At 50.6% G+C, this 14,024-nt stretch carries 12 protein-coding genes and 1 pseudogene; 6 read left to right on the top strand and 7 right to left on the bottom strand.

Features of this window, described 5'->3' with window-relative positions:
- The first annotated feature begins 39 nt into the window (after positions 1 to 39).
- The 4 genes from FN082_RS11945 (at position 40) to FN082_RS11930 (ending at position 3,640) form a co-directional block, all read left to right on the top strand.
- Complete coding sequence (locus FN082_RS11945; protein WP_142981620.1) at positions 40 to 1,224, top strand: MFS transporter; 1,185 nt, start codon at positions 40 to 42, stop codon at positions 1,222 to 1,224.
- Complete coding sequence (gene yidZ / locus FN082_RS11940; RefSeq protein ID WP_142981619.1) at positions 1,193 to 2,152, top strand: HTH-type transcriptional regulator YidZ; 960 nt, start codon at positions 1,193 to 1,195, stop codon at positions 2,150 to 2,152. The genes FN082_RS11945 and yidZ overlap by 32 nt, the downstream gene beginning before the upstream one ends.
- Positions 2,153 to 2,451: 299 nt before the next feature.
- Complete coding sequence (locus FN082_RS11935) at positions 2,452 to 3,036, top strand: 4'-phosphopantetheinyl transferase family protein (protein WP_180349553.1); 585 nt, start codon at positions 2,452 to 2,454, stop codon at positions 3,034 to 3,036.
- Between the two features lie 37 nt (positions 3,037 to 3,073).
- A complete protein-coding gene (locus FN082_RS11930; protein ID WP_139538485.1) occupies positions 3,074 to 3,640 on the top strand; it encodes an NADPH-dependent FMN reductase in 567 nt (188 codons plus the stop codon).
- Between the two features lie 48 nt (positions 3,641 to 3,688).
- Here FN082_RS11930 and adeP read toward each other — a convergent pair whose 3' ends face one another.
- On the bottom strand, positions 3,689 to 5,026 hold the full coding sequence (adeP, locus tag FN082_RS11925; protein ID WP_139538486.1) for an adenine permease AdeP: 1,338 nt from the start codon (positions 5,024 to 5,026) through the stop codon (positions 3,689 to 3,691).
- Between the two features lie 167 nt (positions 5,027 to 5,193).
- On the opposite strand from adeP, the gene yieH reads away from it, so the two are divergent.
- Positions 5,194 to 5,859 (top strand): 6-phosphogluconate phosphatase, encoded by a 666-nt coding sequence (gene yieH / locus FN082_RS11915; RefSeq protein ID WP_142981618.1) that lies wholly within the window; start codon positions 5,194 to 5,196, stop codon positions 5,857 to 5,859.
- An 11-nt stretch (positions 5,860 to 5,870) separates the two neighbouring features.
- Positions 5,871 to 6,014: pseudogene (locus tag FN082_RS30185) on the top strand (CbrC family protein); the annotation flags it as partial.
- A 360-nt stretch (positions 6,015 to 6,374) separates the two neighbouring features.
- Here FN082_RS30185 and FN082_RS11905 read toward each other — a convergent pair.
- The 6 genes from FN082_RS11905 to pstB all read right to left on the bottom strand — a co-directional run bounded on the left by FN082_RS11905 (position 6,375) and on the right by pstB (position 13,981).
- Complete coding sequence (locus FN082_RS11905) at positions 6,375 to 7,094, bottom strand: glucosamine-6-phosphate deaminase (protein ID WP_139538489.1); 720 nt, start codon at positions 7,092 to 7,094, stop codon at positions 6,375 to 6,377.
- A 54-nt stretch (positions 7,095 to 7,148) separates the two neighbouring features.
- Entirely contained in the window at positions 7,149 to 8,315 is a 1,167-nt protein-coding gene (locus FN082_RS11900) for an esterase (protein ID WP_142981617.1), read from the bottom strand.
- A gap of 42 nt (positions 8,316 to 8,357) precedes the next feature.
- Entirely contained in the window at positions 8,358 to 10,004 is a 1,647-nt protein-coding gene (locus FN082_RS11895) for a carbohydrate porin (protein WP_142981616.1), read from the bottom strand.
- Positions 10,005 to 10,144: 140 nt separating this feature from the next.
- Entirely contained in the window at positions 10,145 to 12,022 is a 1,878-nt protein-coding gene (bglF, locus tag FN082_RS11890; protein WP_142981615.1) for a PTS beta-glucoside transporter subunit IIABC, read from the bottom strand.
- Positions 12,023 to 12,432: 410 nt separating this feature from the next.
- Positions 12,433 to 13,158, bottom strand: coding sequence for a phosphate signaling complex protein PhoU (gene phoU, locus FN082_RS11885; RefSeq protein WP_004107251.1), 726 nt, complete (start codon positions 13,156 to 13,158; stop codon positions 12,433 to 12,435).
- Positions 13,159 to 13,207: 49 nt separating this feature from the next.
- Positions 13,208 to 13,981, bottom strand: a complete 774-nt coding sequence (gene pstB, locus FN082_RS11880; RefSeq protein ID WP_110276026.1) for a phosphate ABC transporter ATP-binding protein PstB — start codon at positions 13,979 to 13,981, stop codon at positions 13,208 to 13,210.
- Positions 13,982 to 14,024: the final 43 nt, after the last annotated feature.

The following is a 14,024-nucleotide window of genomic DNA, read 5'->3' as shown; positions in this document are numbered from 1 at the left end:
CCCCACTATGCTTTACGGCAATCTTATGTGAGGGGTCCTATGGCACGCTTTCTTATCTGCAGTTTTGCGCTGGTTCTGCTTTATCCATCCGGCATCGATATGTATCTGGTCGGGCTACCGCGCATCGCGCAGGATCTGGGAGCCAGCGAAGCGCAACTGCACATAGCCTTCTCGGTTTATCTTGCGGGAATGGCCGCTGCAATGCTGTTTGCGGGCCGGATAGCGGATAAATCAGGCCGTAAACCCGTCGCCATATTTGGAGCCGTCATATTTGTTCTGGCCTCTCTTCTTTGCTCACAGGCGCAGGTCAGCACCCACTTCCTGATTGGGCGTTTTATTCAGGGAATCGGGGCGGGAAGCTGCTACGTTGTCGCCTTTGCGGTTCTGCGCGACACCCTCGACGACCGCCGTCGGGCGAAGGTCCTCTCCCTGCTTAACGGTATCACCTGCATTATTCCGGTACTGGCGCCGGTACTAGGCCATCTGATAATGCTGAAATATCCCTGGCAGAGCCTGTTCTATACTATGACCGGCATGGGCGTACTGGTGGGCCTGCTTTCGATTTTTGCGTTGCGAGAAACGCGACCAACCTCCGTGCCGCACACGGAAACGCAGCAAAATATCGTCCCCGAGTCGCTGCTTAACCGCTTTTTCCTCAGCCGAATTGTCATTACCACCCTAAGCGTGACGACTATCCTGACCTACGTTAACGTCTCCCCGGTACTGATGATGGAAGAGATGGGCTTCGATCGCGGTACCTATTCCATGGCAATGGCGATGATGGCGCTGGTCAGTATGGTAGTTTCATTTTCGACGCCGTTTGCCCTGACGCTGTTTAAGCCGCGCACGCTGATGCTGACCTCACAGGTGCTGTTCTTTATCGCTGGGGCGCTGCTTAGTCTCTCCACCAGCCAGGCCATGACAATGCTGGGACTGGGGCTTATTTGCGCTGGGTTCTCCGTTGGCTTTGGCGTAGCGATGAGTCAGGCTCTGGGGCCGTTTACCCTGCGCGCTGGCGTAGCGAGTTCCGTTTTAGGGATTGCCCAGGTCTGCGGCTCTTCGCTGTGGATTTGGCTGGCCGCTATCGTCGGACTCAGCGCGATGAATATGCTGATCGGGATACTTATTGCCTGTAGCATAGTGAGTATTGTTCTGATTATGGTCGCCTCCCCGGCGCGGGCCGCGCAACGCTATGAAGAAACCCCTGTCGAGTCTCGATCTTAATTTACTCCTGTGCCTACAGCTCTTAACGCAGGAGCTCAGCGTGACCCGCACGGCGAAGCGGATGAACGTTTCGCCGTCGGCAGTGAGTAAGTCGCTGGCTAAACTGCGCGCCTGGTTTGACGATCCGCTGTTTGTAAAAACGCCCCTGGGACTGTCGCCCACGCCACTGATGAACAGCATGGAGCAGGATCTGGCGGACTGGATGCAGATGGGTAATCAGATCCTCGACAAACCTCATCACACCATGCCAAGCGGTCTGAAGTTTGAACTGGCGGCAGAGTCGCCGCTGCTGCTGATCCTGTTAAATACGCTTTCACAGCAGATCTATCAGCGCTACCCTCAGGCGCTGATCCGCCTGCGCAACTGGGATTACGATTCGCTGGATGCGATTATTCGCGGTGAAGTCGACATCGGTTTTTGCGGCCGTGAAACGCATCCTCGCTCTCGGGAGCAGCTCAGCCTGCTGCCCTGGTATATCGACTTTGAAGTCCTGTTTACCGACCTGCCGCAGGTATGGCTACGCTCCGATCACCCCGCACTCAACGATGAGTGGAATCTGGAAACCTTCTTACGCTATCCGCACATCAATATCTGTTGGGAACAAAGCGACACCTGGGCGCTGGATGATGTGCTGCACGAGCTGGGGCATAAACGCACCGTCGCATTGACCGTACCGGGTTTTGAGCAGTCGCTGTTTATGGCTGCCCAGCCTCATCATACGATGCTGGCCACCGCCCCACGCTATTGCCAGCGTTATAACCAGCAGCATCACTTGCCGTTGGTTTCACTTCCAATCCCGCTTGAGCCGTCGCTGCTGGAGAAAATACGCGTACCCTTCACCCTTCTGTGGCATAAACGCAACAGCTATAACCCAAAGATCGTATGGCTACGAGAAACGCTCAGACAGCTCTACGCTGACCCGCTATAGCCCTGTTTTCATCACTTTGCGCAATAAATTGTAAAATTCACGCAATTTCCCTTTTCAAGGGGGGATTTCCGCATTAAAACCTGACCATTCTGAGCGATAATGTTATTCGCAGTTTTTATCATTGACCATTAATCACGGAGCGACGAATGGCAACGCATTTTGCAAGAGGGATCCTCAACACTCGAGAGCCAATATCAACACGCCTGTCAGCGGCCTGTCATCAATCCGCAAGGCGTCTACCTGAGTATCGACAAAGCCGCTATCGCGCATCACGATCGCTACTCGCAGAACTCCTCTTTATGTTGTATGGCATCAGCGAACTTCCCGAAATAATTGACGAAGAGAATGGAAAACCAACGTTTCGCGACGAGCATCTCCCACGCTTCTCCATCTCTTATGCCGGAAATATCGTCGGCGTAGCATTAACGACCGAAGGCGATTGCGGCCTGGATATGGAATTACAGCACGCTTCCCGAGGTTTACATTCACTACACGACGCGAACCGCTACGTTTTTAACAGTAATGAGCGTTTGTGGATTAATAATCAGCACGATCCTGACGAAGCTCGCGCCCAACTGGACGCTCTACGCAAAAGCGTGCTGAAGCTAACTGGTGAAGCCGCCGTTAACCTACAGCTTCTTCCTGGTTCCGGACGGTTACGGACAAGCGGAATACAGCCAATTGAAGCCGTCTGCGATGCCGAAACGGTACTGGTATGGTCCATCGCCGCAACTCCGGATATCGGCAAGCTGAAAATCTGGGAATATAACGGCAAAGAGGGGTGGCGCAGTCTGCCCGACGCGCAAGCACGCGCAAAAGAGCCGCCAGTCCGACTGATGCGCTTTACCAGCTTACCGATAGAAAAAGCCTTCTCCCTCAACTGACCGGTTTTCCCGGCCATCATGATGCAAAGGAGCAATCATGTCTGATACGTTGAAAGTTGTTACGTTACTCGGAAGTCTGCGCAAAGGCTCTTTTAATGCCATGGTCGCACGTACCCTTCCCGGCATTGCGCCTGCAGGTATGGACGTTTCTGCGCTACCGTCTATTGGCGATATTCCTCTCTATGATGCCGACTTCCAGCAGGAAGAGGGATTCCCGCAAAGCGTACAGGATATCGCGCAGCAAATTCGCGAAGCCGATGGCGTAGTTATCGTCACCCCGGAATATAACTACTCGGTTCCAGGTGGTCTGAAGAACGCGATTGACTGGCTGTCTCGTCTGCCTGAACAGCCGTTATCTGGTAAACCGGTACTGATTCAAACCAGTTCAATGGGCGCTATTGGCGGCGCACGCTGCCAGTACCATCTGCGCCAGATTCTGGTCTTCCTTGACGCAATGGTGATGAATAAGCCTGAGTTTATGGGCGGCGTGATTCAGAACAAGGTGGACCCGCAGGAAGGGAAAGTCGTCGATCAGGGGACGCTCGACCATCTGACCGGTCAATTGAGCGCTTTTGCCGAGTATATTCAGCGAGTTAAAGCGTAATTAGCTCCGTCACACTCGCCAGAGCAGGTGAGTGTGACGGAATACGTATTAATGTGCGTCGATAAACACAATCTTCAGCACGAACAGCAGCGAAACTACGATCACGCACGGGCTGAGGTCGCGCAGACGGCCGGTACCAATCTTCATCACGCAGTAAGAGATAAACCCTAAGGCAATACCTTCGGTGATGGAGAAGCTAAACGGCATCATAACGGCGGTAATAAACGCCGGAACGGATTCGGTCAGGTCATCCCACTTCACGCGCGCCAGGCTGGATGTCATCAGGACGCCAACGTAAATCAGCGCACCGGCTGCGGCATAACCAGGAACCATGCCTGCCAGCGGCGACAGGAAGATAACCAGCAGGAACAGAATCCCCACCACGACCGCCGTCAGGCCGGTACGACCGCCAACGGAAACCCCGGAAGAAGACTCAATATAGGCAGTGACCGAAGACGTCCCGATAAAGGAGCCTGCAACGGACGATACGCTGTCAACAAACAGCGCCTGCTTCATACGCGGGAATTTGCCCTTCGCATCAGCCAGACCAGCTTTATCGGTCACGCCGATCAGCGTGCCGGAGGAGTCGAACAGGTTAACCAGCATGAACGAAAAGATCACGCCTGCCAGACCAAGGTTCAGCGAACCGGCCAGGTCAACGTGACCAATTACCGTCGTCACGCTCGGCGGCGCGGAAACAATACCGGTATAGTGAACATCGCCCAGCATCCAGCCCAGCAGCGTGGTGACCACGATAGAAACCAGCACGGCAGCGTGAATGTTGCGGGAAGCCAGAATCGCAATGATAAAGAAGCCAAGAATGCCCAGCAGTACGCTGTGAGACGTCAGATTACCGATACTCACCAGAGTGTCTTTGTTTGCGACGATCACACCCGCGTTTTTCAGGCCCATCATGCCGATAAACAGGCCGATACCGCTGGTGATCCCGACGCGCAGGCTAACCGGGATATTGGCAATCATCCAGTAGCGTACGCGGAAAATCGTCAACAGCAGCAGGCCAACAGCGCCCCAGAAAATCGCGCCCATCCCGACCTGCCACGGCAGGCCCATCGCCTGTACGACGACAAACGCAAAGAAGGCATTCAGACCCATCGCCGGAGCCAGCGCAACCGGCAGGTTAGCGAACAGCCCCATCATGATGCTGCCGAATGCGGCGATCAGACAGGTGGTGACGAAAACGGCGCTGGTATCCATACCCGCCACGCCGAGAATCTGTGGGTTAACGAAAACGATGTACACCATCGTCAGAAAGGTGGTGAAACCTGCAATCGCTTCGGTACGTGCCGTCGTGCCGTGTTCGCGCAGTTTGAACACGCGCTCCAGCAGACCCTGGCCAGAAGACTGGCTGGTTTGTTGTTGACTCATTATCGGTTTCCGAACAAAGGAGGGAAAATTCGTCGCTATCCTATACCAAAATGCGACAATAAGGGCGGTTGTGAGATACTTTTTTTCATCGAATTTGCTTATACGGCAACGATTGCGTCTCACAAATCAGCATGACGAAAACGTTAACTTATTAAAATGGAAACGACATGACCCAACCAGAAGCAGTATTTTTCGACTGTGACGGCACGCTGGTCGACAGCGAGGTGATCTGCTCCCGCGCCTACGTTCACATGTTCAGGGAATTCGGCATTACGCTGGATTTAGAAGAGATTTTCAAACGCTTCAAAGGCGTAAAGCTGTACGAGATTATCGACACCATCAACGCAGAGTACGGTGTTAATCTGCAAAAGGCGACGCTTGAGCCGGTTTACCGCGATGAAGTCGCGCGCCTTTTTGATACTGAACTGGAAGTCATTTCTGGCGCTCAGGCGCTGCTGGATGCGGTCAAGGTACCGATGTGCGTGGTCTCGAACGGCCCGGTCAGCAAAATGCAGCACTCTCTCGGCAAAACCGGAATGCTGCACCATTTCCCCGAGCGTCTGTACAGCGGCTACGACATCCAGCGCTGGAAGCCCGATCCAGCCTTAATGCTACATGCCGCAAAAGCGATGAACGTTAACGTCGAGAACTGCATTCTGGTCGATGATTCCAGCGCAGGCGCGCAGTCAGGGATCGCTGCTGGAATGGAGGTGTTCTACTTCTGCGCCGATCCGCACAACAAGCCGATCGTGCATCCGAAAGTGACGACGTTTACCCACCTGGACGAACTACCGCAACTGTGGAAAGCGCGCGGCTGGGATATAACATCATAAGAGGGATTTTAATGCGCCAGGCCAAACCGTTACCCGCCTTTAAATATCATCCCGATCCCCTGGCAACAGGGGCATTTGCCGAGGATAAAACCGTTATCTGCCAATGCTGTGAACAGCAGACATCGGTTTACTATACTTCTCCGTTCTACTGCGTTGCATCGCTACCGGAGACTGGCGGAAGAAAACACGAGCGGAAATTTCAGGAACTGGATACCGCCAGAGTCTGGAAGCCGCATTATGGTGCTTTTACCATGGAGATGATTTCGCGCAGACCATTCTGCTGGCAAAGTCTGAAAGCTAATGCTGATCGGAGACCAGAATTGCAGGAAATCCCCGGAGGCGATGCTGCGCATCTGTCCGGGCTACCGGTCCGCAGACGATGGTGAACCTGTAGCCCGGTCAGCGCAGCGCCACCGGGAAAACCTATCAATGGTGGCCAACGTCTTATCGCGCCACCAGTGGCGCTCACCGAGTCTACTCAACCAACCCGGACACATGGCTTCAGGTGAACGATATCAACGACTCAGCTCTGCAACCGCAGCCTTGTCAGCGATAATGACTAATGAAGGATGCAGTTTCAGCACCGAAGCGGGAACCTGCTCGCTCACTTCGCCCTCAATCACCTGTTTCAGCGCCTGAGCTTTCGCCGCGCCGCTGACGATAAGCAGCATGTTTTTCGCCGCCATGACGCTTTTCGGGCCCATCGTGACGTAGCTATCCGGTACTACGGAGAAATCGCCCCCCATCTCACCGTGAGCGACAATACCCACCATGTCACCGGCAATCGGAACTTCAACCGTCGCATCGTGGAAACGCGTGGTGTTCGGCAAGTTGCCGCAAAAATGGCCATCAGCGCCAAGCCCCATGACGATCAGATCCAGGCCGCCATCTTCCTGTAACTGGCGGTCGTGTTGCATAAAGTTCTCATGGCTGAGCTTATGGATGTTCTGTTCCTGAATCTGAGCGGGAGTGAAAAACAGATTGCGCAGATTGGAAATAGTCACGCCTTCACGATCCTGCCCGCGAAAAGGGATCTCGTCAAAGTTGTAATAATGAATCTGAGAATAGAACGATTTCCCTTTAATCGCAGCCGTCAGATACTCATACATTTTCTTCGGCGTACTGCCCGCCGTCACCGCCAGGTTCATCCTCCGCGGCGCGGTGATATAGCCTAAAACATGATGACTGGCGACCAGGCTCATCTCTTCATAATCTTCCGTCACGATTAATTTCATTTTATCTCCCTGTACAGAGTGAAGATAAGGAGCCAGGACTCTGGCTCCTTAATATTATTTGAATAACTTCTGCACGAACTCGGCGTAAGCCGGACGCCAGACGTCCATCTCATGATTCAGGCCTGGATATTCATGGTAATCAAACTTGATTTTCTGTTTTTCCAACTCGGTTTTCAGACCGGCAATATCTTTCCCGGTCACAACATCCTTCGCGCCAACCACCACCGTAAAGTTACGCAACTGCTTATTGATAGCCTGTGGGTCGTTCAGCTGTGCGTCTACACCGGCATCTGGTACCGTCGTTGTTGTTACGCCGCTAAACGTCGCCAGCCAGCCAAAGCTTTCCAGATGATTCATCCCGGAAACCAGCGCCTGATATCCCCCCTGCGATAATCCAGCAAGCGCTCTGCCATCCGCATCTTTACGCACGTTAAATCGTTCGCCGATAAGCGGAATAATGTCGTTCATCAGCTCTTTATCCGCCGCTTTCGCATTCAGCGGATAGAAGATTTTGCGCCGTTCCTGCGGCGGGAAGTTTTCTGCAACAGCTTCTGGTATATCGGTTTCGGTATCAGGTACCACCACCAGCATCGGCTTGATTTTGCCTTCCGCCAGCAGGTTATCCATGATTTGCGGGATACGCCCCTGATCGATAGCCGACAGGCCGCTATCGCCAAAACCATGATAGAAATAGAGTACCGGCAGCGGTTCGCCGGTACCGGTATAGCCCGGCGGCGTCCATACGTAAGCGCGACGTTCAGAATTCAGCGCCTTTGAGTGGTAAGTCAGCGTTCGTAGCTCGCCGTGAGCGACCGCGCGATCGTCAAGAATGCTACCTGGAACCAAAATCAGGCTGGTATTCACCTGACGCTGCGGCTTCTGATAGCGGCTACCGGTATCAACCGAACGGAAGCCGTCAACATCAAAATAGTATTCGTAGAGGTTCGGAGTCTGTACTTCACTCTTCCAGGTCCAGATCCCCTGCTCGTCTTTGGTCATATCATGGGAGACAAACGTATCCGGCGTCGCGCCCGTCACCACGGAAACGCGTTTTGCATCAGGCGCAAACAGACGGAAGGTAATGCTCTTATCTGTATTAACCTGCGAAATATACTGGCTGACAGGGATTGACCCATTCGGCATGGCAGGCAATGGCGCAGCCTGAGCGGTGAAGGTCGCGCCTGCAAGCGCCAGAGCAAAGTAAATAGCGTGTCGTTTCATCTTTATTCCTCTTTTAAATTTTGCCCTTATCTACGGCAAGTCTTACCACCAGATTTCGGCCTGAGCCCCCACGGCGAACTGATCGTTCTTTCCGTCTTCAAAAATACTGCTGGTATTGCTGTTAGCGGCCTTATCCAGGTCGATATCCTTCGCTTTAATATACGTTCCATAGAAACGGATTTCCGGGCGGGAAGTCAGCATACTGGTATTCACTTTAAAGGTATGGAACAGCGTGGCTTTATAGCCAGATTCGTTATATTTCTTGCCATCAACATCTTTGTTCTGCTGCTTGAAATAGCCCAGTTCAACGCCAGTCTGATTATATTTATCCCAGATCCAGGCCGGGCGAACGACGGCGCGAATGGATTCGAAATTAGAGTGTGCCCCGGTCTCGTAGCTATAGATGTCGTTACCAAAAGAGTAAACGATGGCATTAGCCACAATGATGTCATCACGCAAATAGGTTTCACCCTGAGAGGTCAGGCGAACGGCGGTACCGTTAGTATGATCGCCATAATATTTACCGTTAAACGTGGTATATGGACTGGACCCAGCGTAACGCGAGAAGCTGCTGGCAATAGAGTTATTCGCCAGCAGGAATGAAAATTCGTTAAATCCGCCGTTATCAAATTTCTGCGTTAACGACGTCCCTGCCATCCAGGTATCTTTCCATTCATAATACCCGTTATTTCCTTCATTATATTTCTCTGATGAACTTTGGTTCGCCGCCACATAGCGCCCGGAAACCATCAGTGAAGCTTTATCCCAGAGAGGGATCTCTTTATAACGAATATCGATGGTATTAGTGTTGATCTGCTGTTTATTTTTCAGTGAACGATCGTAATCATCAACATCTTCGCGCACTAACGCAATATCAAATTTACCCGCCCCAACTTTCCAGTTTTCAAGGCCAACGCCAGCCGCAGCATCCGTTCTCTGCGTTTTCCAGTCGAGCATCTGGATTTCAATTTTCGGCGCGCCGTGCTTACCAACCCAGAAGTCCGCTTCCGGTGCGAACGGCAGGAAGCCTTTGGTATTCACGTACATATCAGAGAACTGCATGTAGTTCTCACCCCCCGCGTTATCACCAAACCAACCGGCGGAATACTGCTGCCCGACGTTACCATCAAACATGACTATCGCATCTACGCGCTTATTACCTTCCTGGTATACCCGCTGCTTAAGCTGTAAATCAAACCAGCCTGAGTATTCATTACCAAAACGGCCAAGCGAACCAATCGCCCAGGATTTTGGTGATCCATGAGATGCGGTGCCCCAGCCGGAACGGTAGTAGCCGTTATAGCTGAAGCCAATTTCATCCTTCACAAACTTACTAAAGTCTTTCATCGTCATGGAGCTATAAATGGACTCTCCATTGGCCGCTGGCTGTTCATTTTTTACCAGCACGGCAGCCGGTTTTTGAGCTGCACTAGCAGGTGCAGCATTGGTCACTGCCTGCTGTGTTGCATTAGTTTTATTACCAGCAGATTGCGTATTAGCGACCCATATTTGACTTCGAGTTTTCTCTTCATCTTTGTATTTTTTTAGTTCTTTCTGCGTATCTCTAAGCGCTTTTTCCAAAAGCTCAAGACGCTGTTCAACCGTCAGCGACTCTGCCATAACATTGGCTGTATAAGCGAGCGGCGCCATAAGAATTATTGCAGATGTAATCAGATTTTTTTTAAACATAATATCCCTTTATATAAACATCAGTGTGACTTGAATATTGTGAGAAAATAATAAGCGCAGACAATCCTGTCTGGGTTAAATATAAAAACCCACTATAAACGCCCTTAAACCTATAACGACAGAGAGGGCATGCTCCTGTTTTATTTTACAACCGACAGAAGATCGCTTCCGTAAAGCACCGTCCCTTTACCTAAAGTAAACACATCAATAAAATCATCACTATTATTTATCAATATTGGTGTGGTCAGATTAAAACCCGCAGAAGATATCGCTTCAACATCAAAAGAGATAAGCAAGTCGCCAACGGATATTTTATCACCCACGTTAATATGAGAAGTAAAGTATTGCCCGTTAAGTTTGACGGTATCAATACCTATATGAATAAGTATCTCCGCACCATCATTAGATTTAATGCCAATGGCATGAAGCGTCTCAAATAACGAAACCACGCATCCTGATACCGGGGAATATACGACACCATCATCAGGTAAAATTGCAACACCTTTACCTAATAAACCGCTGGCGAAAGTGTTATCGGGCACTTGATCCAGAGCCACAATCGTTCCAGTCATCGGTGAAACGATGGTTTCTATCTTATGCAAGGGGTGATGATTCTGTTCAACGACCGGAGCTTCAGGCTGTAGTTGGCTATTTTTCTTGCCAAAAAGACCAAACAGTAGCGTACCAAGAAAAGCCAACCCCATCGCCAGAAAGCTACCAATAATGCAGGCCCAGACGGTGTAATCAACACCGGTCGGCGGAATGGTTTGCATAAAAGTAAAAATACTCGGAACGCCAAAAGAGTAAACTTTCGTCTGTGCAAAACCGACTATTGCAGCACCCATACCGCCGCTTATGCAGGCGACAATAAACGGATAACGACGTGGTAAGTTAACGCCGTAAACGGCCGGTTCAGTAATCCCAAAAAGTCCGGTTAATGAAGCCAATCCTGCGACCACTTTTTTCTGTGCATCGCGTTCGCTGATAAAAATAGCCAGCGCGGCGCCTACCTGCGCCAGAATCGCAGGCGTCATTAGCGGCAGCATCGTGTCATAACCCAGTACCGTGAAGTTATTGATACATAAAGGTACCAGGCCCCAGTGTAAGCCAAACATCACGAATACCTGCCATAATCCCCCCATCACCGCACCGGCTAACCAGGGCGCCGTGTTATAGAGGAACTGGTAGGCCAGCGCCAGCATTTCACTCAGCCAGGTAGAAACAGGACCGATAACCAAAAAGGTCAGCGGCGTAATGACCACCAGACAAATAAGCGGAGAAAAAAAGTTTTTGATAGCCGAAGGCAACCAACGATTCAATCTTTTCTCCAGCAGGCTACATAGCCAGGCGGAGAAGATGATAGGAATAACAGATGACGTGTAATTAATAAATGTTATCGGCATCCCAAGAAAGTGCAGAACGGGATTATCCGGACTTTGCGCTTTTTCAAAAGCCTGCAAAATTAAAGGATGAGTCAGCGCCCCGCCAATTACCATGGTGATAAATGGGTTACAGCCAAACCGCTGCCCTGCCGTATAACCAAGAATAATAGGGAAGAAATAAAATAGTGCGTCACTCACGCTGAACATCAGCAAATAAGTACCGCTCTGCTCGGTTGTCCATCCGCAAACGAGTGATAGTGCCAGCATACCCTTTAAAATACCGGTGGCAGCCATCAGCCCGATAAATGGCGTAAATATCCCGGAGATAATATAGATGAGTTTATTGAATATATTATCTTTATCCTCATCTTTTTTTACACTCTCGTCTTTGTTGATTACCCCAATCAATCCATTAATAACATTAAACATATCAGCAACGTGATTACCGATAACAACCTGAAACTGGCCGCCGCTTTCAACAACCATAATAATGCCTGCAGTATTCTTAAGCATCTCAGCCTGAGCTTTACTACGGTCGTGAAGCTTGAAACGTAAACGTGTTGCACAGTGCATCAGGCTAATGATGTTGTCCCGCCCACCGACGCCGGCAATTATTTTTTCGGCTAATGCCTTCATGGTTTCCCCTCAAACATCCCTGCATTGAATCAAAAAAAAACCTGAAGCAAATCACCTGTATAAAACAGAAGTCATTTGCTTCAGGTTTTGCCCGCACGGCGGTAACAACCCCAATATCAAGCTGAATGTGGACTATTTTGCAAAAAAAAACCTGATATCACCGAGTAAATGGTGATATCAGGTTTTGCCTGCTTTCGCAGTAACAATCCAGAGTTTTTTAATTCGAGCCTTGTAACGACAAGTCACTCGACTAATGCAACGTATTGTTACGCTTCAAAAATGAAATCACAATTAATGAAATTATTATTTGTGACGAAAATCTCACCTGGTTTACTTAATGAAAACAAGCGGGCCACAAATCATAATCAATCCTGATAAATCCATCTATCAGAATTAGTTTATGTGATTTATCACTCTTTAGGATCTTTACCTGCCAGTAGTTTATCCAGTTCGTCGCCACCAACGTGACGGAAATCCTGACCTTTAACGAAGTAGAAAATATACTCGCAGATATTCTGACAGCGGTCGCCAATACGCTCAATCGAACGAGCGCAGAACAGGGCAGTCAGCACGCTTGGAATTGTACGGGAGTCTTCCATCATATAGGTCATCAACTGACGCACGATGCCTTCATATTCCTGGTCGACTTTCTTATCTTCGCGGTAAATACGTACTGCTTCATCAAGGTCCATACGCGCGAAGGCATCCAGTACATCATGCAGCATCTGTACGGTATGACGACCCAACGATTCCAGGCTTACCAGCAGCGGCTGATGCTGTTGGGAGAATTTTTCCAGCGCAGTGCGGCAAATTTTATCCGCCACATCGCCGATACGTTCCAGCTCGGCGATGGTTTTGATAATTGCCATCACCAGGCGCAGGTCGCTGGCGGTCGGCTGACGTTTGGCAATGATGCGCACGCAAGCTTCATCGATCGCCACTTCCATCATATTAACCTGCTTGTCGCCATCAATGACGCGCTTCGCCAGCTCGCTGTCCTGGTTATGCATCGCGGTGATTGCATCAGAAAGCTGCTGCTCCACCAACCCACCCATGGTCATGACCTGAGTGCGGATATACTCCAGTTCAGCGTTGAACTGGCCGGAAATATGTTTGTTAAGATTTAGGTTGTCCATGGTGTCTCCTGATTGCCCAATAGGTTAGAGCCTGAAAGCAGAAGGGCAATCAACCGTAGCGGCCAGTAATGTAGTCTTCAGTCTGCTTCTTAGCGGGTTTGGTAAACAGATCGTCCGTGTTACTGAATTCAATTAGCTCGCCAAGATACATAAACGCCGTATGGTCGGAACAACGCGCAGCCTGCTGCATGTTGTGGGTCACGATAACGACGGTGTAATCCTGTTTCAACTCGGTGATCAGCTCTTCAATACGCCCAGTTGAAATCGGGTCCAGCGCTGAGCAAGGCTCATCCAGCAGCAGAACTTCCGGACGAATCGCGATACCGCGCGCAATGCACAGGCGCTGCTGCTGACCACCGGAGAGAGAATATCCGCTCTGATGCAGTTTATCTTTGGTTTCATTCCACAATGCGGCTTTGGTCAAAGCCCACTGAACGCGCTCGTCCATATCCGCGCGGGACAGTTTTTCAAACAGACGTACGCCAAAAGCAATGTTGTCATAGATAGACATCGGGAATGGCGTCGGTTTCTGGAATACCATGCCGACTTTCGCACGCAGCAGGGCGATATCCTGGGTGTTGGTCAGAATATTATCGCCATCCAGCAGAATTTCGCCTTCCGCGCGCTGCTCCGGGTACAGCTCAAACATCTTGTTGAACGTACGCAGCAGCGTGGATTTACCGCAGCCTGACGGACCGATAAACGCCGTGACCTGGTTTTTAGTGATATCCAGGTTGATGTTTTTCAGGGCATGGAATTTTCCGTAGTAGAAGTTCAGGTTACGAACTGAAAGCTTACCCGGGGTTGCATTCACCATACTCATCTCGTTCTCTTCCTCATTCAGCGCCGCATTTCGCCGCGCCGCA

The sequence above is a fragment of the Klebsiella spallanzanii genome, from assembly GCF_902158555.1.
GTDB lineage: Bacteria > Pseudomonadota > Gammaproteobacteria > Enterobacterales > Enterobacteriaceae > Klebsiella > Klebsiella spallanzanii.
Note: the sequence above shows the minus strand (reverse complement) of the source record. Positions and strands in the feature narration are given on the sequence as shown.

What these genes read in the sequence shown, in the direction of transcription:
- FN082_RS11945 (WP_142981620.1), top strand. Translation starts at nt 40, where the DNA reads ATGGCACGCTTTCTTATCTGCAGTTTTGCGCTGGTTCTGCTTTATCCA.
- yidZ (WP_142981619.1), top strand. Translation starts at nt 1,193, where the DNA reads ATGAAGAAACCCCTGTCGAGTCTCGATCTTAATTTACTCCTGTGCCTA.
- FN082_RS11935 (WP_180349553.1), top strand. Translation starts at nt 2,452, where the DNA reads ATGTTGTATGGCATCAGCGAACTTCCCGAAATAATTGACGAAGAGAAT.
- FN082_RS11930 (WP_139538485.1), top strand. Translation starts at nt 3,074, where the DNA reads ATGTCTGATACGTTGAAAGTTGTTACGTTACTCGGAAGTCTGCGCAAA.
- adeP (WP_139538486.1), bottom strand. Translation starts at nt 5,026, where the DNA reads ATGAGTCAACAACAAACCAGCCAGTCTTCTGGCCAGGGTCTGCTGGAG.
- yieH (WP_142981618.1), top strand. Translation starts at nt 5,194, where the DNA reads ATGACCCAACCAGAAGCAGTATTTTTCGACTGTGACGGCACGCTGGTC.
- FN082_RS11905 (WP_139538489.1), bottom strand. Translation starts at nt 7,094, where the DNA reads ATGAAATTAATCGTGACGGAAGATTATGAAGAGATGAGCCTGGTCGCC.
- FN082_RS11900 (WP_142981617.1), bottom strand. Translation starts at nt 8,315, where the DNA reads ATGAAACGACACGCTATTTACTTTGCTCTGGCGCTTGCAGGCGCGACC.
- FN082_RS11895 (WP_142981616.1), bottom strand. Translation starts at nt 10,004, where the DNA reads ATGTTTAAAAAAAATCTGATTACATCTGCAATAATTCTTATGGCGCCG.
- bglF (WP_142981615.1), bottom strand. Translation starts at nt 12,022, where the DNA reads ATGAAGGCATTAGCCGAAAAAATAATTGCCGGCGTCGGTGGGCGGGAC.
- phoU (WP_004107251.1), bottom strand. Translation starts at nt 13,158, where the DNA reads ATGGACAACCTAAATCTTAACAAACATATTTCCGGCCAGTTCAACGCT.
- pstB (WP_110276026.1), bottom strand. Translation starts at nt 13,981, where the DNA reads ATGAGTATGGTGAATGCAACCCCGGGTAAGCTTTCAGTTCGTAACCTG.